This window comes from Allobacillus saliphilus (assembly GCF_018138385.1).
In the GTDB taxonomy this organism is placed as follows: domain Bacteria; phylum Bacillota; class Bacilli; order Bacillales; family Alkalibacillaceae; genus Allobacillus; species Allobacillus saliphilus.
In genome coordinates this window covers 148389-172377 of sequence record NZ_JAGSIE010000009.1, presented here as the reverse complement: position 1 = coordinate 172377, position 23989 = coordinate 148389, and the positions used below count along the sequence as shown (strand labels likewise).

The following is a 23989-nucleotide window of genomic DNA, read 5'->3' as shown; positions in this document are numbered from 1 at the left end:
TTTCTTTTATTTTCTGACCGCAGAAGTCTCCGTATATTTCCTACGCTAAGTTAGATTGTTATTCGTGTTTCTGAGTTTATAACTTTGATTTTTCTCAGCCTCTTTGATCAACACCCCGAGCAAGGAGGATAAATCCTTTAACTCGGGGTGTTTTCATTTGAATATATTTTATTTTTTAAACAACTTTTTCATAATCTGCTCTCCGAATTTCGAATTTGGATAGCGGAAAGATAAGTCGAAGGCCGTTGTTTGTTTCAGGACACTTTTACGATGTGTGAACGTACGAAAACTTTCATACCCATGATAAGCACCTATACCACTGGCACCAATCCCGCCGAATGGAAGGTGAGGTGTGCCGATATGCATAATCGTATCATTGATTGTACCACCACCGAATGAGATATTGTTCGCAACCCATTGCTGTTTCTGTTCATTTTCAGAAAAATAATACAAAGCTAGTGGATTTCTGGAATGTTCAATCTCATCAACGATTTGCTCCAAATGGCTGAACGAACGGATAGGTAAAATTGGGCCAAAAATCTCCTCTTGCATAATTGGTCGATCCCATGAAGGTTCATCAATAAGTGTAGGGTTCATCTTACGGTTTTCGCGATCCACTTCACCGCCGAATATGATATTTTCATTATCCAATAATTTTTCTAATCGATTTAGATGATCCTCATGTATAAGTTTTGTGTAATTCGGGTGTTCCATTGGCTGATTGCCATAAAATGATGATAATTCCTTTTTTAATGCTTGAATAAAATCAACTTTTACCGATTCATGAACGAGCGCATAATCGGGTGCTATACACGTCTGGCCAGCGTTTAACAACTTGCCCCAAGCAATACGCTTAGCAGCCAATGAAATTTTAGCGTCTTCATCAATAATAACTGGACTTTTACCACCAAGTTCAAGTGTCACAGGAATTAGATGTTTACTTGCCTTCTCCATGACAATTTGTCCAACTTTTTGGCTCCCTGTGAAAAAGATATAATCAAATTCTAATTCCAACAGCTCTTGTGATACCTCTTTACCGCCTTGAACGACTGTAATGTACTTCTCTTCAAACGTATCAGCAATCATGTCAGCTAGTAGCTCACTCGTGTTAGGTGTGAACTCTGATGGTTTTAAAAATGCTGTATTTCCGCCAACGATGGCACCGATTAACGGCGTAATACTTAAGTTCAATGGATAGTTCCAAGGACTAATAATTAATACTGTTCCATAGGGTTGTTTGTAAATATAACTTTTGGCTCCCTTATGGGTTGTAGGCGTTTTTACTCTCTCCGTACGCATCCAATCTTTTAAATTTCGAATGACATGGTCAAGTTCACTATAAAGCACACCTAATTCGGTCATTAAAATCTCGTAATCCGATTTCCCTAAATCTTTTTTAATTGCTTGATAGATTCGTTTTTCATTGCGATTCAACATGTCTTTTAGCTTTTGTAGTTGATGAATACGATATGTGTGTGTCATTGTTTTGCCGGCTCTATACATCACTCTGTGATCACGTAAAATCGTTGATAATTGCATGCATTCACACCCTTTATTACTTTACTGTAAACTCCGTAAAATCATCGACGAATTGTAACGGAGAGAATATACTTTGTAAACGTGTCTTTTCCTCTTCAAGTATTTGTTGTTGGTAACGAGAAGAAATATGGTTCAAGAGTAAATAACTCACTTGTGCTTGTTTAGCTAGTCGAGCGGCATCGGCTGCTGTTGAATGAGAATAATCCTTTGCTAATTGGTCATCCGCTTCAATAAATGTCGCTTCATGGATCAATACATCTACACCATTTACCCATTGTGCGAGTGAATCTACTGGTTTTGTATCACCACAGATGGCAATTCGTTTACCTGGTATATCAGACCCCGTAACATTTTCGCGATGAACCTCCGTGCCATTTGGAAGAACGGTCGTTGACTGATTTTTAATCGTTTCATAAATTGGACCAGGGGAGACCCCTAGTTCTTTCAATCGGTCAGGAAGCAATGGTCCAATTTTATCTTCTTCCTCAATTTTATAAGCGTAAGAAGGTATCCCGTGCTTTAACTTTTTGGCAGAAACTTTAATGTCTTGATCTTGATAAATAATTCCTTCTTTAATTGGCTTGTAAACTAGAGGATAATTCAAGTGCGTACCTGTTGTTTTTAAAGTCGTTTCCACAAATTCTTTTAGTCCCGTTGGACCATAGAGCTCAACAGTAGATTCGCCGCTTTGAAAAGACCTACTACTGAGTAAACCAGGAAGACCTAATACATGATCTCCGTGCATATGTGTAATAAAAATTTTAGTTATCTTTCGAGGCTTGATTGTCGTATTCATAATTTGATGTTGGGTAGCTTCTCCGCAATCGAATAGCCAAACTTCATCACGTTCTTGTAGCATTTTCAACGCCAAAGAGGAGACATTTCGGTTTTTCGATGGCACTCCGGAACCTGTACCTAAAAAAGTGATTTCCACAACATTATCCTCCTACACTAAATCCATCCACGTTTGTATTGTCTAGGTGCTTCGATGTCAACTTGTAAATCATCAGCCGCTCGCTTAGGCCAGTAAGGGTTGTTTAACATGGCCCTACCAATGAATACAAGATCTGCACGTTCGTTTCTTAAAATTTCTTCAGCTTGATTGCCGTCACGGATCCAACCGACTGCTCCAGTTGGAATGTCTACTTCTTGTCTGATTGTCTCAGCGTTTCGTACTTGATAGCTTGGATAGACTTCTATTGGTTTCTGTGCATGAACGACTCCACCTGAACTACAATCAATAAGATCTACTCCGTCTGACTTCATCTCTTTCACAAGATCGATATAGTCATGAACATTATATCCGTTTTCATGATATTCATTTGCTGATATTCGCACAAATAAAGGGCCATTCCAGACCTCTCGAACAGCTTGAATGATTTCTTTTAAAAATCGATACCTGTTTTCTTTTGTACCACCATATGCATCCTCGCGAACATTCGTAAGAGGGGAGAGGAACTCATTAATTAAGTACCCATGCGCTCCGTGCAGTTCGATGATATCAAATCCGGCATCTTTCGCTCGACGGGCACTATCTTTAAATGCCTGAACCGTTTTATGAATCTCATCAATCGTCATTTCTGTCGGTGTACGGGATTCTTCATCAAAAGGTAAAGCGCTTGGTGCAAAAATTTCTTCCTTTACTTTAGATTTGCGGCCGGCATGAGCTAATTGAATCGCACTTTTGGAACCATGCGCGTGAATTCGTTCATTTAGTTGTTTAAAAGAAGAGATATGGTTATCTGACCAAATTCCCAAATCTTGGGCTGAAATTCTCCCTTCTGGTAAGACAGCAGTAGCTTCGACCATAATTAGCCCCGCTTGTCCGATTGCTCGACTTTCATAGTGCGTGTAATGAAAAGGTGTTAATAGACCATCTTCATCGAAACAAGAGTACATACACATTGGCGACATGACAATTCGGTTCTTTAACTGTACTCCCTTAATTGTATAAGGAGAAAAAAGTTTATTCATGATTGACTTCCACCCTTAATTCAATAGTTTATGTTTATCTAATTATAATTCGTCCAGATGTTGTTCATTTTGATGAACAGTTTCGTTCATGGAAAACAAGTCTGGACGGTCGGTTATGATTCCAGCCGCATTTTTATCGACACATTGCTTAAAAGTGCTTTTTCTATTTACGGTATATACACGAAAAGGAATATCATGATGATTCATTGCGCGAACCATTCTTGAGGATAATAGACGTGATTTAATGTGCATAACATTTGCGCCTGTATCAGCTAAGTATTGTTGTATGTTTCTGAAGGCTACTTTACTTAAAAGAGCTAGTTCAATGTTAGGATGAAGCTCCCGCATACGATAAAGTGTGTGTGGGTTAAAGCTTGAAATGATTACACGGTTTTCTAAGCCATATTCACGGATTAATTGGAACACAATTTTTTCGATATTTGGGTATCTGATGACTTTTGTTTTCATCTCAATGTTTACGAATAAGTCTTTTGGTAAAATCCATGCGAAAAACTCTTCCAATGAAAGGATTCGTTCATCGGAAAACCGTTCACTGAACCAACTTCCAGCATCGTATTGCTGGAGTTCTTTATACGTAAATTTTTGTACAAACCCTCGCCCATTCGTTGTACGTTTAATATCAGTATCGTGTATAATGACAGGAATTTGATCTTTGGTCAGATGGATATCCAGCTCTATACCATCTGCGCCCATTTTTTCTGCCAATTGAAATGCGGCAAGGGTGTTTTCCGGAGCAAATTTACTCGCGCCTCGGTGAGCGATAATTTGTGTCACAGCAAAAAACACCTCAAATCGTTATCTGTTTTGATTGTCTTGTATAGATTACTAAAAGTCAATAATCAAGCTAGTTGTAAGATGAATTTTCTTTTCATTCACATCTGAAAATAATTTTGTAGTATAATTAAATGAATAACCATTCAATCAACCAGACGGAAGGAGCCTACTATTGATAAATCATTCAATCCATCAAATTACTGTTACGACACCTTATGCCGTAGGTGATGTACACATGTATGTTTATAAAGGTGAATCGGTCTCATTAATTGATGCAGGTGTGAATACTGATGAAGCGTGGGACCAGCTTGTAAAGGGTCTTAAAGAAATTAACTTACAACCATCCGATATCGAACAAATTATTTTGACCCATCATCACCCTGATCATATAGGACTTACTGGACGATTCGAACACGAACCAATTGTTTATGGACACCGATTGGTTGAGCCATGGTTGAATCAATCCGATCGATTTTTCGAAGGGTATCGTGACTTTTTTAATGATTTATATGAAAAGTGGGATGTACCCCAACGTTTTCGTAACATTGAAAAAACGATAGCAGTTACAAAAAAGTTTTCTTCTAAAAGTAAACTGCATCACTATTTGTCTGAAGGTGATATTATTGAGGGAATTCCCGGCATGAGAGTAATCGAAACACCGGGACATGCACAGAGTCATTTATCTTTTTGGGATGAAACGAATCGGCAAATGATCGTCGGAGATGTGTTGTTAAAGCATATATCTTCCAATCCATTATTAGAACCACCAGAGAATAAAGGTGACGCAAGGCCGAAACCATTATTGGAATACAGAAAATCATTAGCAAAACTTCTGGAATATGACGTCGAGCAGTTTCTCCCGGGACACGGGAATCCGTTTCGTGGGCATAAAGAGTTGATCGAACGAAGACTTGAAAGACAGGCGAAGCGGGCAGAAAACGTATTGGTTTATTTAAAAGAAAAAGGCCCTCTGACACCGTATGAGATTTGTACGTGGTTATTTGCCAGACAGTATGAATCGCAATTTGGATTAACAATGTCTGAAACAATTGGACAATTGGATTATCTTGAAAGTATCGGTGCGGTCAATAATGTAGAATCCAACGGTGTAAGTTACTATGCACCGACGATGACACATCAAAAGTAACTTATAATTAAAAAGAACGGGATTGATCTCTATTGTAGTGATCAATCCCGTTTTATTTAAACCCTATGACTTTCATAGCGTTGCGATTTCGTTATTTTTCTTAACTCTTCGTACAATTCATCAGAAATCGATGCTTGTTCATAAGCCTTCATGTTTTGTTCAACCTGACTTGCTTCACTTGCGCCAATTACTAAGCTTCCAAGTGCTTTGTTATTAAATAAATAAGCCATCGCAAGTGACTGTAATGGTTGACCACTTTCTTTTGATAATGCAAGCAATTCCTTAATCGTATGGCGCAATTCTTTCCCTGAATAATCAAGAAAACCATCTTGGCCTTTTTGTTCCCATTTTTTCATTCCATCATCTGTAAGCATTCCTTTAGCTAAGCTTCCTCTGGCCATAATGCTTACTTCGTGATCATGAAGGATATCTTCAAATTCTTCCGGACGACGATCGAGTAAACTATACTGCATCATATTACTCACAATCTTCGAATGATCGGAAAATTGCTGAATAACATTTGGACGAATAGAAGAGATTCCATAATAGCGAATTAATCCCTCTTGCTGCATTTCTTCTAACGCTTCAAGAACTTCATCGAAAGGATCCTCAATTGTGCCCCCATGTAATTGATATAAATCAATTTCATCAATTCCTAAACGATGTAGGCTATTTTTAACCGCTTCTTTCAAATATGTTTTCGATGGGTCCCAAAACCAATCTTTTTTGTCTTTATCAAAGTGGTTACCACCTTTCGTCGCAATGACCACGTCATCGCGTCGTCCTTTAATGGCTTGTCCTACAATTTTTTCGTTTTCGCCAAAATCATATAAATCTGCAGTATCTAAATAATTAATTCCTGATTGAATGGCTTCATGGATGATATCCTTTGCACGATTGACATCTGTGCCAAGACTCATACAACCTAAGCCAATTTCACTGACATGAAGGTTCGAGTTTCCAAGTCTACGTTTTTTCATCGAATTTTCACTCCTTTATTATTCATTGTAGAATTGAAGAATAGGAAAGACAAATGATTGGATACTTATGATTATGGTAAAATGAATCAATAGCAGGAGGCATGTAAAGTGAATAAGTTTGAAGAAAAAACAGTACACACCGAAAAGGTTTATGAAGGAAAAATCATTGATTTAGAGATTGACGATGTCATTTTACCAAATAAGAAGACGTCGAAGCGGGAGATTGTTCGCCACCCAGGTGCAGTTGCCATATTAGCGATGACGGGTGAAGGAAAAATAATCATGGTTGAGCAATACCGTAAGCCCTTAGGAAAAAGCATAATTGAAATTCCGGCTGGGAAACTAGAACCTGGAGAAGAATCAGTTAAAACAGCTGCGCGTGAATTAGAAGAAGAAACAGGATATGCAGCACGTCAGTTTGACTTTATTATGTCTTACTACACTTCACCTGGTTTTGCGGATGAAAAGATTGAGCTATTTTTAGCAAAAGACCTCTATAAAGTAGAAGAACAATCATTGGGAGATGACGATGAATTTGTTGAATTAATAGAACTTACTCCAACAGAAGCGATTGAATATATTAAACAAGAAAGAATTCACGATGCCAAAACAGTCCATGCTGTGTATTACGCCTTAATGAAGGAAGTGTAGCAATTGAGTTTATCAACTTACTATGCAGACATCCATATTCATATTGGAGAAACAATGTATGGGAGACCGGTGAAGATTTCAGCCTCTAACCAACTAAGACTGTCAACGATCATGGAATTTGTCAAAGAGAAGAAGGGGTTGGATTTGATTGGGATTATCGATGCCCACGTGCCCGCTGTTCTCGAAGAAATTGACCTAGCTATTAAGAAGAAGGATTATATTGAATTGTCTGATGGTGGTATTTCCAATGGATCGGTAACGGTTTTACTAGGCTCGGAAATTGAAATTTACGATTCAAGTAGTAGTGGACCAATTCATATCCTCTGCTTTTTTGCAACGGTTGAGCGAATGAAAAACTTTTCCCAATGGTATCGTCAACACGTCAGTAATCCGGAACTAAGCTCTCAACGCATATATGTCGATGGAAAAACACTTCAAGAGAAGGTCAAAGAATTAGAAGGATTATTTATTCCCGCACATATCTTTACGCCGTTTAAAAGTTTGTACGGCAAAGGTGTGAAAAAAAGCCTGACAGAAGTCTTTGAGCCAACTCTGATCGATGCCGTTGAATTAGGGTTAAGCTCAGATACAAACATGGTTCGAAACATCGAAGAAATTAAAGCTTATCCATTCCTTACGAATTCGGATGCTCATTCATTGGAAAAAATTGCACGTGAATACAACGCATTGGAATTAAAAGAAGCTACGTTCAATGAATTTGCAAAAGCGTTAAAGAATGAAGCAGGAAGAAAAATTCAAGCAAATTATGGGATGAATCCTCATTTAGGAAAATATCATCATTCAGTGTGTAAAAAATGCGAGACTACGGAGATTATCGGGACGGTCTGTCCTAACTGCGGATCGACAAATGTTATTCGAGGGGTAAGCGAGCGCATAAAGGATTTGTCTACGGAAGATAGTTCTTATACGGAACGACCACCTTATATTCATCAAGTTCCTTTAGATTATATCCCTGGTTTGGGCCCGAAGACGCTTGAACGGTTGAGGGAGCATTTACATCATGATATGTATATTATTCATCGAGCTAGCTTCGAACAGTTGAAGGAAAACTCCAACGAGCGAATTGCTAGAAAAATATTAGATTTACGAGAAGGAAAAATCTCTGTGCAAGCTGGTGGCGGCGGAGTTTACGGGAAAATCATCGATTAATTCACGATCTTTCGTTCTAGTTTTAAGATTCCTCACATAGATTTTTAATAGGAAATTGAGATTGGGGGATCTAGAATGAAGCGATGGATCAAAGGGTCATTATATACAATTGAACCTTATATTAGTCTGTATGTCTTTCTATTTGTCTTATTTGTAATAGGTGTGATTTTTGGGGCCAATTTGGTCGGAAACTTAAACTTTTTACAACAACAAGATTTGTTGTTTTTTGTCGAAAACTATTTTCAAATGTTGGAGAGACCAACAGATCAAGCGGTTTTGGATAGCTTTTTGAATATCTTATATACGCATGGTAAATATATGATATTTCTATTCTTATTTGGTTTATCGTTTGTGGGTCTGCCCATTGTATGGTTTTTATTATTTTTAAAAGGTGTAGTTGTCGGTTTCACTGTCGGCTTTCTCGTCCACCAATTGGCTTGGGATGGATTTTTTATCTCGCTTGTATCGATCGCTCCACAAAATCTATTGATAATACCGGCTTACTTGTTCTTGGCTGCTGGGAGTATGATTTTCAGTATTCGCGTCATGCGACTATTATTTAGCCGACTAGGAAACAAAACTTCTATCGGTGAAGTGTTGAGTAGTTATTTCAAAAACCTTGCCATTTCTTTCTGTATTCTTTTGGCAGGATGTGTTGTTGAAATTTTAATTTCTAGCCAAGCGATCCACTTAGTTATCAATTAATAATGATTATCTTCAGATATTTATTATAATCTGCTATTAATAATCATTTTAATTTGACATGTTTACGACTCTTACTTATAATAAACCTTGAACGAGTAAGAGGAGAGGTGCATATAAGTGGAGAATCGCATTGAAAAGATCAAAAAGCAACTTTCATCTCAAAGCTATAAATTGACACCACAGCGCGAAGCCACTGTGCGTGTATTACTTGAACATGAAGAAGACCACTTAAGTGCTGAAGATGTTTATCTCCTCGTAAAGGAAAAAGCCCCAGAGATTGGTCTAGCCACTGTATACCGTACGTTGGAATTATTATCTGAACTAAAAGTGGTTGATAAAATCAATTTCGGCGACGGTGTCTCACGTTATGATCTTAGAAAAGAGGGGGCGGAACATTTTCACCACCACCTCGTTTGTGTAGAATGTGGCTCCGTTAAAGAAATTGAAGAAGATTTACTCGGTGATGTTGAAGCCATTGTTCAATCAAGATGGTCTTTTGAAGTGAAAGACCACCGTTTAACCTTTCATGGTGTTTGTGAACAATGCCAAACAATAACAAGTAAAGTGAATTCGTAAGGTATCATAAAATAGCAATTGATAAGATGGTCTCGGTACATTCGAGTTCATCTTTTTAATTTTCTTAAATGTTCTCTAATATATTATAGAGTTTTTAAGTGAAATGAAGGGCTGTAGTATGATAAATTCTAACTATAGCCTTTTTTACGTCACATCATTTGAGGGAGATACCGTTATGGATAATGAAATTGCTGATTTTGTTCACTATTTGACGATTGAAAAAGGGTTGGCAGAAAACACGGTTAAATCTTATGAAAGAGATTTAAAGCAGTATTATTCATTTTTGACAAACGAATATACATTGCATGAAGTTAAACAGATTGAGCGACCGCACATTAAACATTTTCTACTCTCATTAAAAGAACAAAATAAATCGACGGCTTCAATTTCTCGAATTATATCAACCATTCGTTCTTTTCATCATTTTTTAATTTATGAGCGTTTAGCAGAGCATGATCCGAGCTTACATATCGAAACGCCTAAAAAAGAACGGATGTTGCCAAAAGTACTTTCAAGCGAGGAAGTAGAGTCATTGCTCGATATTCAAGGTGACTCACCGTTTGATCTTAGGAATAAAGCAATGTTGGAGATGCTTTATGCAACCGGTCTCAGAATTTCCGAACTGTTATCATTAGAGTTGGATGATCTTCATTTAACAATGGGATTTGTCCGTATAACGGGTAAAGGTGGAAAAGAACGAATTGTGCCACTCGGAAAACATGCACAAAAAGCAATCGAAGATTATGTGGAGAATGCTCGTTCTCAATTGGAGAAGAAAAAGCAATCAGATGCTCTTTTTCTGAATCACCATGGAAACCCGATGAGCCGACAAGGTTTTTGGAAAGTGTTAAAGGGAATTGTTTTAAAGAAAGGCATTCAAAAAGAAGTATCCCCACATATGTTGCGTCATTCTTTTGCAACACATTTATTAGAAAATGGAGCTGACTTACGGGCTGTCCAAGAAATGTTGGGTCACTCGGACATTTCAACGACTCAAATATACACTCATGTGACAAAAACAAGGTTAAAGGATATTTATCATACCTATCATCCTCGGGCATAATACGAATTGGCAACTTTACTTATTTAAAAACGGAGGAGTTTTTTATGGATTTTAAACGCGTATTTTTAATTGTTATGGATTCTGTAGGAATTGGCGAAGCACCTGATGCGAAAGAATTTAATGATGTCGGTGCGGATACCCTCGGGCACATCGCGGAGAAAATGAATGGCTTGAATATGCCGAATATGAGTAAGCTCGGATTGAGTAACATCCGTGAAATTCAAGGGATTGAAAAAGCTGAGCAACCACAAGCTCATTTCACAAAGATGGAAGAAGCATCGAGCGGAAAGGACACGATGACAGGACACTGGGAAATGATGGGTCTTCGGATCGATCAGCCTTTCCGTACATTTCCAGATGGGTTTCCAAATGAACTCATTGAAAAAATTGAAAGTAAATTCGGACGCAAAATTATTGGAAATAAACCTGCATCCGGTACAGAAATTATTAAAGAATTAGGTGAAGCGCATGTTGAAACAGGCGCATTAATTGTTTACACTTCAGCTGATTCTGTCTTACAAATCGCAGCTCATGAAGAAGTAGTTCCACTCGATGAGTTATATGAAATTTGCGAGTATGCTAGAGAGATTACGAAAGATGAGCCGTATATGATCGGTCGGATCATCGCTCGACCTTTTATAGGAAAACCCGGCGAGTTCGAACGGACATCTAACCGTCACGATTATGCTCTAAAACCTTTTGGTCGCACAGTGATGAACGAACTCAAGGACAACGATTATGATGTGATTGCAATTGGAAAAATCTCAGACATTTATGACGGTGAAGGTATTACAAAAGCGATTCGGACGAAAGACAATATGGACGGAATGGATCAAATTTATAAAACAATAAATACAGATTTTACAGGTATCAGTTTCTTAAATTTAGTTGATTTTGATGCGAAATTCGGCCATAGAAGAGATCCAATCGGATATGGTGAAGCTTTGGAAGCTTTTGATGAACGTTTACCAGAACTGCTTGAACAATTGAAAGAGGATGATTTACTCATCATCACCGCGGATCATGGTAATGATCCAGTGCATCACGGTACAGACCATACGAGAGAGTATGTTCCTTTGCTTGTTCATCATAAGAATATCAATACAGGCGAAGAATTACCGATTCGTAAAACTTTCGCAGATGTTGGAGCGACAATTGCAGATAACTTCAACATAAAGTTACCAGAGCATGGCGAAAGCTTTTTAAAAGACATTCGATAACAAGTAAAGGGGAGTTATATTCATGCAGTTAATGAATCAAATTGAAGAAGCAAAGCAATTTATTCAACAAAAATTAAACAAACAGGAACCTAATATTGGACTCATTCTTGGTTCTGGGTTAGGTGTTTTAGCTGATTATATCGAGGAACCGACGACCATTCCTTATGAACAGATTCCTCATTTTCCTAAATCAACAGTAGCTGGACATGAGGGACAATTAGTGATTGGCGAACTGGAAGGCCAAACCGTCTTAGCGATGCAAGGTAGGTTTCATTATTATGAAGGCTATCCGATGGAAGCAGTGACGTTCCCAGTACGGGTGATGCATGCATTAGGCATTGAACAATTAATTGTTACAAACGCTGCAGGTGGAATTAATGAAAATTTTGAACCTGGAGATTTAATGATTATTCAAGATCATATTAATATGATGGGTACCAATCCATTAATTGGACCTAATCCAGATGAACTTGGAACTCGGTTCCCGGATATGTCCCAAGCTTATAGTAAATCGTTACGCAACCTTGCTGAAGAGACAGCTAACGAGCTCGGACAGACGATTCGTAAAGGCGTATATGTAGGAAATTCCGGGCCAACTTATGAGACAAGTAGTGAAGTAAAAATGTTGCGTATATTAGGTGGCGATGCTGTTGGCATGTCAACTGTACCTGAGGTAATTGTTGCGAACCATTCGGGAATGAAAGTATTGGGCATTTCTTGTATTTCCAACATGGCTGCAGGTATTTTGGATCAACCGTTGTCTCATGAAGAAGTAATTGAGACGACTGAGCGTGTGCGAGAGGATTTCATCCAGATCGTTCGCTCGATTTTAAAGAAAATGTAGATCGGAGTGGACAGTATGAGAATGTACGATATTATTGCCAAAAAAAGAGATGGGGGAGAATTGTCTCAAGAAGAAATCCAGTTTTTTATAGACGGTTATACCTCTGGAGAAATTCCTGATTATCAAGCGAGTGCGTTTGCGATGGCACTTTATTTTCAAGGTATGAACAAGGAAGAACGTGCAGCCATTACGATGGCGATGGCACAATCCGGTGATATGATTGATTTATCAGAGATCGAAGGAACGAAAGTCGATAAACATTCCACAGGTGGCGTAGGTGACACGACGACATTAATTCTAGCACCACTTGTAGCCTCCGTCGGTGTGCCAGTTGCGAAGATGAGTGGTAGAGGTCTTGGCCATACTGGTGGAACGATTGATAAACTGGAATCTGTGCCAGGATTTCATGTCGAACTAACTAAAGAAGAGTTTATTCAAAACGTTAACGAAAGAAAGGTTTCTGTTATCGGACAATCTGGGAATTTAACACCTGCCGATAAGAAGTTATACGCACTTCGTGACGTTACAGCGACCGTCAACTCGATTCCGTTGATTGCTAGTTCTATTATGAGTAAAAAAATAGCCGCTGGCGCAGATGCAATTGTTTTGGATGTTAAGACAGGTGCAGGAGCATTTATGAAAGAAGAAAGCGAATCAATTGATTTGGCGAAAGCAATGGTTGAAATCGGTAATTCTGTTGGCAGAAAAACGATGGCTGTCATTAGTGATATGAGCCAACCATTAGGAAATGCAATCGGAAATGCGTTAGAAGTCAAGGAAGCGATTGAGACGCTGAAAGGTACAGGACCTGAAGACTTAACGAAACTATCCTTAACTTTAGGCAGTCAAATGGTTGTCTTGGCTGGCCACGCAGAGAATCTAACGGATGCATGGTCATTATTAGAGAAAAGCATTGAAAACGGAGATGCTTTGAAAAAATTTAAAGAGTTTTTAGCTTCACAAGGTGGAGATGCATCTGTTGTTGATGAACCGACGTTGTTACCACAGGCTAAGTATCAATTTGAAGTACTTGCAGATACGTCGGGATATATTCATGAAATGGTCGCCGATGAAATAGGTCATGCAGCGAGCATGTTAGGCGCCGGAAGATTAACGAAGGATTCAGAAATTGATTTATCCGTCGGAGTCGTACTGCAGAAAAAAGTTGGCGACACAATTGAAAAAGGAGAACCTTTGTTAACCGTTCATAGCAACCAAGAAGACATTAAAGAAGTTGAGAAAAAATTAAAAGAAAATATTAAAATCTCTCCTGATCCTTTAATCCCACCTGATTTAATCAGACAAATTATAACGGAATAAGTAAATGAAATAATTAGCAACCAAGCTATGGAATACAACCTGTAGCTTGGTTTTTTTAATTATTATTTAATCAATATGGAACAACCTTATAACCCTTCATTTTCACTAATTCGTAAAACGGTGTAATAATTTCAAGAATCATGGAAAAAATATCAAGCAGAACGAATGGAGGGAAGGAAGATTATGATTCGTAAACATTTTATTCTATTACTGACTGTTTTATTGATGATGCCAAGTATATCTATATTCGCCGAAGATGCCGAATTAACTAACCATTCATCAAGTTCATTTTTAATGGAGGTAGATACAGGCACAGTATTACACGAAAAGAACGCCCACAAACAACTACCACCCGCAAGTATGACAAAGCTTATGACACTATTATTGATCATGGAGGAGATTGATCAAGGAAAGCTGACACTTAGTGAAAAAGTGCGTGTGAGTGAATATGCAGCGTCAATGGGAGGGTCACAAATATTTTTAGAGCCGAATGAAGAAATGTCGGTTGACGACCTACTGAAAAGTATTGCAATCGCTTCTGCGAATGATTCATCTGTCGCTTTAGCTGAGCGAATTGCCGTTTCTGAAGAAAACTTTGTTAAACGGATGAACGAACGTGTTAAAGAGTTGGGATTAAAAAACACGAAATTTAAAAACGTAACCGGTTTACCTGAGGAAGGTCATTTTAGTTCTGCATATGACATGGCCAAGATTGCACAAGAGCTATTAAAGCATGATGAAATAACTTCTTATACACAAATTTATGAGGATTATTTACGAAAAGGAACAGACGAAGAATTTTGGCTAGTCAACACAAATAAATTGGTGAAATTTTATCAAGGTGTGGACGGATTAAAAACAGGCTATACAAATGCAGCGAAATACTGTCTGACGGCTACCGCAAAACGAGGGGATATGCGAGTGATCGCTGTGTCAATGGGAGCGGAAACCGTAAAAGATCGAAACGCTGATGTAACCAATATGTTGGACTATGCATTCAGTCATTATGAGCTTCATAAATTGCATGATAAAGAGATCCCTCTATATTCTTGGTCCCATTTAAAATCAGAGCAAGATGAGCTGAACTTGGTCGCCGATCAAAATGTTTCTGTTCTTTTATCGAAGGGAGAAAAGATGAAAGATTATAAAACAGTCGTTGAGCCCGGAAATATCAGTAAGTGGCCAATGAAGCAAGGAGAACAATTGGGCTATTTACACGTTAAGAAAGGTGATACAACGATGAAGAAGATCCCATTATATGTACAGGAAGATGTACAGGAAGCTGGTCTATTAAAGCTGTTTAATCGTGTCGGAAAATATCTACACCAGGGATATAAAACGTCGAATAAGAACTAGTTTTGTCAGGGAGAAGGATTTTTCATAAGTATTAAAGAAAGACTCAAGTAGCTAAAACCAAGAGGAGGGTATGGCCTTGAGTCTTACTTATGATTTTGAACAAAAACAAGATGTATTGTTAGTCCGATTGACAGGTGAGTTGGATCATCATGAAGCGGAACAGTTAAAAAACGATTGGCAATCTTTTTTGCAAAATGGAATGACAAAACATGTTGTTGTTAATTTGGAAAACTTATATTTTATGGATTCTTCGGGGTTAGGTGTATTTCTCGGTCGTTATAAAGAAGTGAAGGAAATTGGCGGTGAAATGGTCATCTGCTCCATTAATTATGATGTTCAACGGTTATTTGAGTTATCGGGTTTATTCAAGATTATCGATACAGCTGAAAACGAAGCAGTCGCTCTTGCTCGTTTGGGGGTGGCATTATGAGTAATTTTATGAAAGTGGAGTTTGCCGCCAAAAGTGAAAATGAATCATTTGCTCGAACGACAGTGGCTGCATTCATTGCTCAGTTAGATCCGACGGTTGAAGAACTGACAGAAATTAAGACGGTTGTCTCTGAAGCGGTCACCAATGCAATCATTCATGGATATGAAGAGAATGAGGAAGGTACCGTCTTGATTGAATGTGAACTTAAAGATCATAATATTTCGTTGACCATTCGTGATTTCGGGAATGGGATTGAGGATGTCGATGAAGCCATTCAACCGATGTATACATCAAAGCCAGAATTAGAACGATCTGGAATGGGCTTTACTATCATGGAAAATTTCATGGATCACTTTGAAATTGAATCAATACCGAATCACGGAACAACTGTCACTCTAAGAAAAAAGTTCTTAAACAATCAATCGGCTTACAATTAGGTGATGCCGATGAGCCAAAATAGCCAGATCAAAAAAAATATATCGCTCAGTAACGAAACAGTTCGTGAATTGATTAAAAAGAGTCAAAGTGGTGATGAAAAAGCCCGCGATGAAATTGTTGAACATAATACACGACTTGTATGGTCTGTTGTCCAACGGTTTTTGAATCGTGGATATGAACCAGATGATTTATTTCAAATTGGATGTATTGGATTGATTAAATCAATTGATAAATTCGATTTGTCTTATGATGTACGATTCTCTACATACGCTGTACCAATGATTATCGGAGAAATTCAGCGTTTTATTAGAGATGACGGTTCATTGAAGGTGAGTCGATCGCTGAAGGAACTGAATAATAAAATCCGTATTAAAAAAGATGAACTGACGAAAAAGCACGGTGAATCACCATCCATTTCTATGTTAAGTAAAGAGATGGATATTCCGAAAGAAGACATTATCTTAGCACTTGAAGCAAATCAGCAACCGCATTCGATTCATGAAACGGTTTATGAAAATGAAGGGGATCCTATCACACTTATGGATCTAATAGCCGATCAAAACACCGAGTGGTTTGATCATATTGCATTGAAGGAAGCTGTTCGGCATCTAAATGAACGAGAGCGGCTAATTGTATATTTGAGGTATTACAAAGACCAAACCCAATCGGAGGTAGCTGAACGACTAAGCATTTCACAAGTACAAGTCTCTCGATTGGAGAAGAACATTCTTAATCATTTAAAAGAATATTTGAATCAATGAATGCCCCTTGCAGGTTGAAATCCCATCAACCTGCAAGGGTATTTTTTGTTCAATGATGAAATTGAATAGAATCAGCTCAATGGTTAAAATTTCAATTCAAATACATGCTTTGAAGATGAACGCACATACTAATCGCTAGAGTCAACTATTGAAGGTGAATACGATGGCACAAGTCATTTACATTAAGTTAAAACATCATAAAACAGTTCAAATGAATGAAAAGGTTTACTTAAGAGACATCGCGTGGATTCAAGCTGACGAAGAGGTGAAACGAAAGCTAGAGCAACTATTTGTTTCAGAAGTTAAAAAGGAAGATCTGACTTATAAGGTTTTAGATATTTTTACGATTATCGAAAAACTTAGGAAAATTTATCCGGAATATGAAATAGAAACAATCGGACCAGCACAAACTATTTTAAAACTTCAAAAGAAGCATTCGAAAATCTTTCCATTGTATGTAGTCTTTATTTGGTGTCTGCTGTTTATTGGTTCAGCAATGGCAATTGTAAATTTTCATTACGATGTGAGTATGGAAGAAGTGCAGGAACGTATTCATTATATGATTACTGGTGAAAAAGGACGGAGTATTCTATGGCTTCAAATACCTTATTCATTAGGATTAGGCTTTGGGATGATTTTGTTTTTTAATCATATTTTCAAGAAAAAATTAAATGAAGAACCGAGTCCTCTAGACATCGAGATGCACAACTATGATGAAGATATACGAAGATATGTGACCTATCATGAAAACGAATTGGTTGAACGAGATGAAGATTAACTACTTGTTTGATTTATTTATCGGCTTAGCAGCTGGCTTCACAGTAGGCGCTGGGTTTGTTGCGTTTTTAACGGTTTTAGGAATCATCCCTCGGTTAGCTCAACTATCAAAATCAAGAAGATTCATTCATTTCTTTGAAAATGGCGTAACTGCCGGTGCCGTGTTTGGGACCTACTTATCGTTTCAAACAGCTAAAATCCCCTTGCCGTTACCAATTGAAGTGTTATGGGGGTTGTTACACGGAATCTTTATCGGTATGCTTGCTGCCGCATTAACTGAAGTGCTCAATGTGTTTCCAATTTTGTTTAAGCGTATTCGGCTGAATCGTTATTTATTGACACTCTTACTTGCAATTGTTCTAGGGAAAATATTCGGATCGATTTTTCAATGGACAATATTTGATTTTTAGAAAGGGGTATTTGAATGATTACGAAAGACAACTATAAAGAAAGCATCAAACCATATCAAGGAAAACCTCCATTAGTGAAGAATTGTATGAAAGCTTTTATTGTCGGTGGTTTAATATGTGTATTTGGACAAGCATTAACCTATTTTTATATGTACGTATTTGATTTTACAGAAAAACAAGCAGGAAATCCGACGGTAACAACATTGATATTAATTTCAGCTTTACTTACCGGATTTGGCGTGTACGATCGTTTAGGTAGTTTTGCTGGAGCGGGTGCTGCCGTTCCCGTCACAGGTTTCGCCAACTCGGTTACAAGTGCTGCCTTAGAGCATAAGAGTGAAGGAATTCTCTATGGGATATCGACAAATATGTTTAAACTAGCTGGTTCTGTAATTGTCTTCGGTACTGTATCGGCATATGTCGTTGGTTTAATTCGGTATACAATCCAGCAATTACTCTAACAATAGAGGTGATCGCAAATGAAGCAAGGTAAAAATTCATGGAAATTTACAAATGGTGTATATATTGCTGGCAATGCCACTGTAACTGGTCCAAAAGAAGCCCAGGGCCCGCTTGCAGATACTTTTGACTATAGTTTTGACGATTTATATTGCAATGAAAAAACTTGGGAAAAAGCAGAGCAAGCGTTATTAAAAAAATCAATTGAATTAACGTTATCAAAAACAAATACACGCCAGGATGCTGTTGACTTATTAATTAGTGGCGATTTATTAAATCAAAACATATCATCCAGCTATGTTGCAAGGGACTTGGATGCTCCTTTTTTTGGTGTATTCGGTGCTTGTTCCACATCGATGGAAACTGTAGCCATCAGCTCTTCATTAGTGGATGCAGGTCATTGCTCTAAAGTTATTGCTAGTACAAGTAGTCATTATTCTACAGCTGAAAGGCAGTTTCGCTATCCAACAGAGTATGGAATCCAAAAACCGAATACTGCACATTGTACAGTAACTGGTGCTGGGTCTGTGCTCGTACAAAAAGAAAAATCGCCAATCCAAGTGGAAGGAGCGACCATCGGAAAAGTTATTGATTACGGAGTAACGAACCCTTTAGATATGGGCTCCGCAATGGCACCGGCTGCAGCGAATACAATCGTTCAGCACTTCAAAGATTTCGGTCGCCAACCAGAAGATTATGATGTTATTTTGACCGGTGATTTAGCTAGTATAGGAACCCCCATTGTAAAGAAATTAACAGAGCAATCAGGCTATGATATCGAGGAAGTGCATCAAGATTGTGGATTAATGATCTATCACGACAGCCAAAAAGTAAACGCAGGAGGCAGTGGTTGTGCAAGTTCTGCAGTAGTCACTTATGGATATATCATGCAACAAATGATGGAAAACAAATTGGATAAAGTACTTATTGTAGCGACAGGGGCATTACTTAGTCCGACGATTGTGCAACAAAAAGAATCCATTCCATGTATAGCGCATGGAGTGGTTATAAAGCGGGTGAAAGACTGATGATTCTACAGTTTTTATGGGCTTTTTTAGTTGGTGGAGCGATTTGCGTTATAGGTCAATTGTTATTTGATGTAGCAAAGCTTACTCCTGCACATGTCATGTCATCTTTTGTGGTCGCTGGAGCCGTTTTAGACGGATTTGATATATATGACAAATTGATTGAGTTTGCAGGAGCAGGAGCAACTGTACCGATTACCAGCTTTGGACATAATCTACTCCATGGAGCCATGGCTCAATCTGAAGAACATGGATTTATGGGTATAGCTGTAGGAATTTTTCAATTGACATCCGCAGGTATTTCTTCTGCTATTTTATTTGGATTTATCATTGCCTTAATTTTTAAACCAAAAGGCTAGAAGGAGTAATTATATGGCTCAAGATGTTAAAGGTAAAACAATTGATGCTTCGATTAAGAAGAGTCGTAAAGTTTTGGGAGATCAATTAGGAATCGGAACTTCATTTGATGTCGGAAGACGTACACTTTCAGTATTAGAACACGATGTAGACCTTTATTTTGTGAATGGTTTAACCGATTCTGAATATACAATCGAAATTATTAAAAAGTTAGTTGAAATCAATGATTTTGAATCAGAAAAACGTAAACTAGCTGAGATTATAAAAAACCGACTGATGAACCACCAAGTGGAAGAGTTTAAAACCTATGATGACGCCATTAATCAATTATTAGCAGGATTAGTGGTTGTGACTATTGATGGAGAGCCATTCGCTCTCGTCGTTGATGTAAGGAATTACCCGGGTCGAGGGCCGGAAGAACCGGATACAGAAAAGGTCGTACGAGGTGCGCGTGATGGTTTTACGGAAAACATTATTGAGAATGCAGGTTTAACAAGAAGAAGGGTACGAGATGAGCGACTACGCATGGAAATTATGCGAGTCGGAGAACGGTCAAAAACAGATGTCTCCGTGGCTTATTTAAAAGACATTGCAGATCCCGGCTTAGTAGAAGTGATCAAAAAAGAAATTAAAAAAATTAATGTAGATGGCATGGCGATGTCTGACAAAACGCTGGAGGAGTTTCTAGTTTCCCAAAGTATTAATCCGTTTCCGTTAGTACGTTATACAGAAAGGCCTGATGTCGCATCGGCCCACTTGTTTGAAGGTCATGTCCTCATTTATGTGGACACATCACCGAGTGTGATGATTACCCCAACAACATTCTTTCACCATGTTCAACATGCGGAAGAGAGTCGACAAGTTCCGTCTGTCGGAACGTTTATTCGTTGGGTTCGATTTTTCGGTGTTATATTATCGATCTTTTTATTACCGTTATGGGTTTTATTCGCAACACACCCCGAATATTTACCACCGGATTTATCGTTTATTGGTTTAAAAGAAGAAGGGAATTTGCCAATTATTGTGCAAGTATTACTGGCAGATATCGGACTAGAGTTTATGAGGATTGCGGCCATTCATACACCGACCGCACTATCGACGGCTATGGGACTTATTGCCGCGGTGTTGATTGGCGAAATCGCAATTACAGTAGGTTTATTTAGTCCAGAGATAATTTTATATGTTGCAATCAGTGCAATCGGTACGTATTCCACACCGAGTCATGAACTTGGCGTCGCGAATAAATTGGCAAGAATTATGTTGGTCATTGCTGTATCGATATGGGGAGCAACTGGATTTATGGTCGGTGTAACGTTGTACTTGCTTCATTTAGTACGAACAATTTCATTGAATACACCGTATTTTTGGCCTTTAATTCCTTTCAACGGAAGAGCACTATGGCATGTATTCATTCGGATGACGGTTCCTCATCAACGGTTCCGTCCAAGTATTGTTCATCCTCAGTCAGCAACAAGAATGCCTAAAGGTGAAAATACAAAATAATTGAAATTTGATTAAATCAGAGCGACCAGTAATTCATTTGGTCGCTTTATTTTTGCTGGTTAAGAAGGTTGGACTTCTATGATTGTTGCCATGAAAACTGCGTTTAAAATTGAAAAGAGTATCGCACTTATGATAAATTATTTCTATTAGCTGTGCTTCAAAGAGAAAAGGTGAGATAATTAATGAGTAGTAATCATTTGCATATTGGTGGTATTGATTCGATTGAGTTAATTGAAAAGTATGGCACACCTTTGTTTGTTTATGATGTTCAGAAGATACGAGAGAATGCACGTGCTTTTGTCCGGACTTTTGAAGAATCAGGCATCCCTTTTCAGGTCGCTTATGCAAGTAAAGCTTTCTCTTCAGTCGCGATGCTTCAAGTGGCTAAGCAAGAAAAGTTAAGCTTGGATGTCGTTTCTCAAGGTGAATTACATACAGCGCTGGAAGCCGGTTTTCCTGTTGAAAAAATTCATATGCATGGAAATAATAAAAGCGAAGATGAACTGAGAATGGCAATCGAATGTGGAATTGGTTGTATTGTCGTCGATAATTTTCACGAAATCTCTTTGCTCGAAGCGTTGGTTGAGGAATTGGATACAACGGTACAAGTGTTGCTTCGAGTCACACCAGGGATTGAAGCACATACACATGACTATATATTGACTGGTCAGGAAGACTCCAAATTTGGATTTGATCTAAATAGCAACCAAGCTGATAAGGCACTGAAACGTTTACTTAATCTACCACGATTTCGAGTATTGGGGATTCATTCACACATCGGTTCCCAAATATTTGAGACAACGGGTTTTGAGATGGCCATTAAAAAACTCTTCCAATTACTCAATCATTGGAAACATCAATACCAATATGATGCTGAAGTTGTCAATTTAGGTGGTGGTTTCGGTATTAAGTATACGGAAAGCGATCAACCATTACCTTTGAATCAATATGTCGTAACATTGACAAAATGTATCAAAGCTGAAGCGCAGAGATTAGGTTTGTCCATTCCTGAGATTTGGATTGAGCCAGGCAGGTCTATTGTTGGTGATGCGGGCACTACGTTATATACCATTGGATCATTGAAAGAAGTTAAAAATGTTCGAAAATATGTATCCGTAGACGGTGGCATGACAGATAATATTCGGCCAGCACTATACCAAGCTAAGTACCAAGCGGTTGTCGCAAATAAAATAAATGATCCATTGATCGAAGAAGTATCAATTGCTGGCAAATGTTGTGAGTCTGGTGATATGCTTATTTGGGACTTAAAAACCCCTGCAATCGAATCAGGTGACTTTTTAGCTGTATTTTCGACAGGCGCTTATGGGTACGCTATGGCAAGTCATTACAATCGTTTTCCTAAAGCAGCGGTTGTATTTGTTGAAAATGGAAAAGATCAGCTCGTTGTCAAACGTGAAAAGTACACGGACTTAACCCGATTCGATTTAAGCTATGAATAAACTAATTGGAGGAATAGAAATGAAAAAAGCAACGATTCAATTTGAAAACGGAGAACAAATCAAGATTGATTTATTTGAAAAAGATGCTCCAGGAACGGTTGAAAACTTCGTCAGCCTAGCACAAAAGAATTTTTATGATGGTTTAACATTTCACCGAGTGATTCCAGGGTTCGTCATTCAAGGCGGTGATCCAAATGGTAATGGTACAGGTGGACCAGGATATACAATTAAATGTGAAACAGAAGGTAATCCGAACAAGCATGAAAGAGGATCTTTATCGATGGCACATGCCGGTAAAGATACTGGTGGAAGCCAGTTCTTTATTTGTTTTGAAGCACAACCACATCTTGACGGTGTGCATACTGTATTTGGAAAAGTTGTAGATGGAATGGATGTTGTCGACCGCGTAAAAGTTGGCGACGTCATGCAAAAGGTGACAATCGAAGAATAGAACACCAACGTATTGAACCTTGATTTTTTGGACAAAATGGTGTTACTATTACTACTCGACAAACTTTTTTTGTGAATTTTACATTGAATTATTTTTCATGAAATTCTCAAAGATTGAAGGATTGTAAAAATCCTTTTGTTAAAGAGGGGTTAATATGTTAATCAAGTTTAAAAAGAGCTTTGAAAAAATTGCCATGGGACTTCTTTCTTTTATGCCCGAAGAAAAACAGGTGAAGAAACTACAAGAAACAATAAATGAGTACGAAAGTAACGAAGATTGGCAATTGTACTTGTGGAAAGAAGAAGAAGTACTAGGAACAATTGGTGTCTGCTTTGAAGAAGATAAAGTTGTCGTTCAGCACATTAGCGTAAATCCGTCTTATCGAAACCAAGGTATTGGTAAAAAGATGGTTCAAGCAGTGAAAGAGCTATATGACGAGCGCCACGTTTGTGGAAATGAATTCACCAATGAATTTTTTGAAGCTTGCCAAGAAGAATAAATAAACTGTCCAATTTACTTGTGTAATGAGTAGATTGGACAGTTTGTTTTTATATGAATAATTCGGGTTTTAATAAATA

27 protein-coding genes are annotated in these 23989 nt (G+C 38.1%); 22 read left to right on the top strand and 5 right to left on the bottom strand.

Translation table 11 applies throughout. The features are described 5' to 3' along the window. Positions 1 to 168: 168 nt before the first annotated feature. Genes KC820_RS04070 through KC820_RS04055 form a run of 4 tightly spaced genes read right to left on the bottom strand, consistent with a single transcriptional unit; the run spans position 169 to position 4308 of the window. A complete protein-coding gene (locus KC820_RS04070) occupies positions 169 to 1539 on the bottom strand; it encodes an aldehyde dehydrogenase (RefSeq protein ID WP_212368353.1) in 1371 nt (456 codons plus the stop codon). Positions 1540 to 1555: 16 nt separating this feature from the next. Then, positions 1556 to 2473: a ribonuclease Z gene (gene rnz / locus KC820_RS04065; protein WP_212368351.1), complete on the bottom strand. Its 918-nt coding sequence runs from the start codon at positions 2471 to 2473 to the stop codon at positions 1556 to 1558. Positions 2474 to 2490: 17 nt separating this feature from the next. Then, on the bottom strand, positions 2491 to 3516 hold the full coding sequence (gene namA / locus KC820_RS04060) for an NADPH dehydrogenase NamA (protein ID WP_212368377.1): 1026 nt from the start codon (positions 3514 to 3516) through the stop codon (positions 2491 to 2493). A gap of 39 nt (positions 3517 to 3555) precedes the next feature. Further along, entirely contained in the window at positions 3556 to 4308 is a 753-nt protein-coding gene (locus KC820_RS04055) for a glycerophosphodiester phosphodiesterase (RefSeq protein ID WP_246065290.1), read from the bottom strand. Between the two features lie 172 nt (positions 4309 to 4480). Between KC820_RS04055 and KC820_RS04050 the strand changes: the two genes are divergently transcribed. Beyond that, positions 4481 to 5455 carry an MBL fold metallo-hydrolase gene (locus KC820_RS04050; protein WP_212368349.1) on the top strand — a complete coding sequence of 325 codons (975 nt, stop codon included), beginning with the start codon at positions 4481 to 4483 and terminating at the stop codon, positions 5453 to 5455. Between the two features lie 56 nt (positions 5456 to 5511). Here KC820_RS04050 and KC820_RS04045 read toward each other — a convergent pair whose 3' ends face one another. Then, positions 5512 to 6435, bottom strand: a complete 924-nt coding sequence (locus KC820_RS04045; protein ID WP_144087386.1) for an aldo/keto reductase — start codon at positions 6433 to 6435, stop codon at positions 5512 to 5514. Between the two features lie 108 nt (positions 6436 to 6543). On the opposite strand from KC820_RS04045, the gene KC820_RS04040 reads away from it, so the two are divergent. The 21 genes from KC820_RS04040 (at position 6544) to KC820_RS03940 (ending at position 23910) form a co-directional block, all read left to right on the top strand. After that, positions 6544 to 7086, top strand: a complete 543-nt coding sequence (locus KC820_RS04040) for an NUDIX domain-containing protein (protein ID WP_144087385.1) — start codon at positions 6544 to 6546, stop codon at positions 7084 to 7086. A 3-nt stretch (positions 7087 to 7089) separates the two neighbouring features. Then, entirely contained in the window at positions 7090 to 8256 is a 1167-nt protein-coding gene (locus KC820_RS04035; RefSeq protein ID WP_236782505.1) for an endonuclease Q family protein, read from the top strand. 75 nt (positions 8257 to 8331) lie between these two features. Continuing rightward, a complete protein-coding gene (gene spoIIM / locus KC820_RS04030; RefSeq protein WP_144087384.1) occupies positions 8332 to 8961 on the top strand; it encodes a stage II sporulation protein M in 630 nt (209 codons plus the stop codon). Positions 8962 to 9078: 117 nt separating this feature from the next. Continuing rightward, a complete protein-coding gene (fur, locus tag KC820_RS04025; RefSeq protein WP_144087383.1) occupies positions 9079 to 9537 on the top strand; it encodes a ferric iron uptake transcriptional regulator in 459 nt (152 codons plus the stop codon). 175 nt (positions 9538 to 9712) lie between these two features. Beyond that, positions 9713 to 10600, top strand: coding sequence for a site-specific tyrosine recombinase XerD (gene xerD / locus KC820_RS04020; protein WP_144087382.1), 888 nt, complete (start codon positions 9713 to 9715; stop codon positions 10598 to 10600). Positions 10601 to 10644: 44 nt separating this feature from the next. Beyond that, positions 10645 to 11820, top strand: coding sequence for a phosphopentomutase (deoB, locus tag KC820_RS04015; RefSeq protein ID WP_212368347.1), 1176 nt, complete (start codon positions 10645 to 10647; stop codon positions 11818 to 11820). A 22-nt stretch (positions 11821 to 11842) separates the two neighbouring features. Then, positions 11843 to 12664: a purine-nucleoside phosphorylase gene (locus KC820_RS04010; protein ID WP_377862716.1), complete on the top strand. Its 822-nt coding sequence runs from the start codon at positions 11843 to 11845 to the stop codon at positions 12662 to 12664. A gap of 15 nt (positions 12665 to 12679) precedes the next feature. Then, positions 12680 to 13984: a pyrimidine-nucleoside phosphorylase gene (locus tag KC820_RS04005; protein ID WP_212368345.1), complete on the top strand. Its 1305-nt coding sequence runs from the start codon at positions 12680 to 12682 to the stop codon at positions 13982 to 13984. Positions 13985 to 14167: 183 nt separating this feature from the next. Further along, positions 14168 to 15340 (top strand): D-alanyl-D-alanine carboxypeptidase family protein, encoded by a 1173-nt coding sequence (locus KC820_RS04000; RefSeq protein WP_236782504.1) that lies wholly within the window; start codon positions 14168 to 14170, stop codon positions 15338 to 15340. A gap of 76 nt (positions 15341 to 15416) precedes the next feature. Beyond that, a complete protein-coding gene (gene spoIIAA, locus KC820_RS03995) occupies positions 15417 to 15770 on the top strand; it encodes an anti-sigma F factor antagonist (RefSeq protein ID WP_212368341.1) in 354 nt (117 codons plus the stop codon). Then, positions 15767 to 16207 carry an anti-sigma F factor gene (gene spoIIAB, locus KC820_RS03990; protein WP_212368337.1) on the top strand — a complete coding sequence of 147 codons (441 nt, stop codon included), beginning with the start codon at positions 15767 to 15769 and terminating at the stop codon, positions 16205 to 16207. Before spoIIAA ends, spoIIAB begins: the two co-directional genes overlap by 4 nt. A gap of 9 nt (positions 16208 to 16216) precedes the next feature. Further along, positions 16217 to 16969 carry an RNA polymerase sporulation sigma factor SigF gene (gene sigF, locus KC820_RS03985; RefSeq protein WP_212368334.1) on the top strand — a complete coding sequence of 251 codons (753 nt, stop codon included), beginning with the start codon at positions 16217 to 16219 and terminating at the stop codon, positions 16967 to 16969. 163 nt (positions 16970 to 17132) lie between these two features. Next, a complete protein-coding gene (locus tag KC820_RS03980) occupies positions 17133 to 17747 on the top strand; it encodes a stage V sporulation protein AA (RefSeq protein ID WP_212368330.1) in 615 nt (204 codons plus the stop codon). Beyond that, complete coding sequence (locus KC820_RS03975; protein WP_212368328.1) at positions 17737 to 18156, top strand: stage V sporulation protein AB; 420 nt, start codon at positions 17737 to 17739, stop codon at positions 18154 to 18156. The genes KC820_RS03980 and KC820_RS03975 overlap by 11 nt, the downstream gene beginning before the upstream one ends. 14 nt (positions 18157 to 18170) lie before the next feature. Then, entirely contained in the window at positions 18171 to 18617 is a 447-nt protein-coding gene (gene spoVAC / locus KC820_RS03970; RefSeq protein ID WP_212368326.1) for a stage V sporulation protein AC, read from the top strand. 18 nt (positions 18618 to 18635) lie between these two features. Then, on the top strand, positions 18636 to 19643 hold the full coding sequence (spoVAD, locus tag KC820_RS03965; protein ID WP_212368323.1) for a stage V sporulation protein AD: 1008 nt from the start codon (positions 18636 to 18638) through the stop codon (positions 19641 to 19643). Then, positions 19643 to 19999, top strand: coding sequence for a stage V sporulation protein AE (spoVAE, locus tag KC820_RS03960; protein ID WP_212368320.1), 357 nt, complete (start codon positions 19643 to 19645; stop codon positions 19997 to 19999). The genes spoVAD and spoVAE overlap by 1 nt, the downstream gene beginning before the upstream one ends. 13 nt (positions 20000 to 20012) lie before the next feature. Continuing rightward, entirely contained in the window at positions 20013 to 21500 is a 1488-nt protein-coding gene (locus KC820_RS03955) for a spore germination protein (protein WP_212368317.1), read from the top strand. A gap of 182 nt (positions 21501 to 21682) precedes the next feature. Then, positions 21683 to 22960 carry a diaminopimelate decarboxylase gene (lysA, locus tag KC820_RS03950; RefSeq protein ID WP_212368314.1) on the top strand — a complete coding sequence of 426 codons (1278 nt, stop codon included), beginning with the start codon at positions 21683 to 21685 and terminating at the stop codon, positions 22958 to 22960. A gap of 19 nt (positions 22961 to 22979) precedes the next feature. Further along, a complete protein-coding gene (locus tag KC820_RS03945) occupies positions 22980 to 23411 on the top strand; it encodes a peptidylprolyl isomerase (RefSeq protein ID WP_212368311.1) in 432 nt (143 codons plus the stop codon). Positions 23412 to 23565: 154 nt separating this feature from the next. Further along, a complete protein-coding gene (locus KC820_RS03940) occupies positions 23566 to 23910 on the top strand; it encodes a GNAT family N-acetyltransferase (RefSeq protein ID WP_212368309.1) in 345 nt (114 codons plus the stop codon). Positions 23911 to 23989: the final 79 nt, after the last annotated feature.

What these genes read in the sequence shown, in the direction of transcription:
- KC820_RS03945 (WP_212368311.1), top strand. Translation starts at nt 22,980, where the DNA reads ATGAAAAAAGCAACGATTCAATTTGAAAACGGAGAACAAATCAAGATT.
- lysA (WP_212368314.1), top strand. Translation starts at nt 21,683, where the DNA reads ATGAGTAGTAATCATTTGCATATTGGTGGTATTGATTCGATTGAGTTA.
- sigF (WP_212368334.1), top strand. Translation starts at nt 16,217, where the DNA reads ATGAGCCAAAATAGCCAGATCAAAAAAAATATATCGCTCAGTAACGAA.
- KC820_RS04045 (WP_144087386.1), bottom strand. Translation starts at nt 6,435, where the DNA reads ATGAAAAAACGTAGACTTGGAAACTCGAACCTTCATGTCAGTGAAATT.
- KC820_RS03975 (WP_212368328.1), top strand. Translation starts at nt 17,737, where the DNA reads ATGAAGATTAACTACTTGTTTGATTTATTTATCGGCTTAGCAGCTGGC.
- KC820_RS04070 (WP_212368353.1), bottom strand. Translation starts at nt 1,539, where the DNA reads ATGCAATTATCAACGATTTTACGTGATCACAGAGTGATGTATAGAGCC.
- KC820_RS03955 (WP_212368317.1), top strand. Translation starts at nt 20,013, where the DNA reads ATGGCTCAAGATGTTAAAGGTAAAACAATTGATGCTTCGATTAAGAAG.
- KC820_RS03980 (WP_212368330.1), top strand. Translation starts at nt 17,133, where the DNA reads ATGGCACAAGTCATTTACATTAAGTTAAAACATCATAAAACAGTTCAA.
- spoVAC (WP_212368326.1), top strand. Translation starts at nt 18,171, where the DNA reads ATGATTACGAAAGACAACTATAAAGAAAGCATCAAACCATATCAAGGA.
- KC820_RS04010 (WP_377862716.1), top strand. Translation starts at nt 11,843, where the DNA reads ATGCAGTTAATGAATCAAATTGAAGAAGCAAAGCAATTTATTCAACAA.
- xerD (WP_144087382.1), top strand. Translation starts at nt 9,713, where the DNA reads ATGGATAATGAAATTGCTGATTTTGTTCACTATTTGACGATTGAAAAA.
- deoB (WP_212368347.1), top strand. Translation starts at nt 10,645, where the DNA reads ATGGATTTTAAACGCGTATTTTTAATTGTTATGGATTCTGTAGGAATT.
- spoIIM (WP_144087384.1), top strand. Translation starts at nt 8,332, where the DNA reads ATGAAGCGATGGATCAAAGGGTCATTATATACAATTGAACCTTATATT.
- KC820_RS04005 (WP_212368345.1), top strand. Translation starts at nt 12,680, where the DNA reads ATGAGAATGTACGATATTATTGCCAAAAAAAGAGATGGGGGAGAATTG.
- spoVAE (WP_212368320.1), top strand. Translation starts at nt 19,643, where the DNA reads ATGATTCTACAGTTTTTATGGGCTTTTTTAGTTGGTGGAGCGATTTGC.
- KC820_RS04000 (WP_236782504.1), top strand. Translation starts at nt 14,168, where the DNA reads ATGATTCGTAAACATTTTATTCTATTACTGACTGTTTTATTGATGATG.
- KC820_RS03940 (WP_212368309.1), top strand. Translation starts at nt 23,566, where the DNA reads ATGTTAATCAAGTTTAAAAAGAGCTTTGAAAAAATTGCCATGGGACTT.
- spoVAD (WP_212368323.1), top strand. Translation starts at nt 18,636, where the DNA reads ATGAAGCAAGGTAAAAATTCATGGAAATTTACAAATGGTGTATATATT.
- spoIIAB (WP_212368337.1), top strand. Translation starts at nt 15,767, where the DNA reads ATGAGTAATTTTATGAAAGTGGAGTTTGCCGCCAAAAGTGAAAATGAA.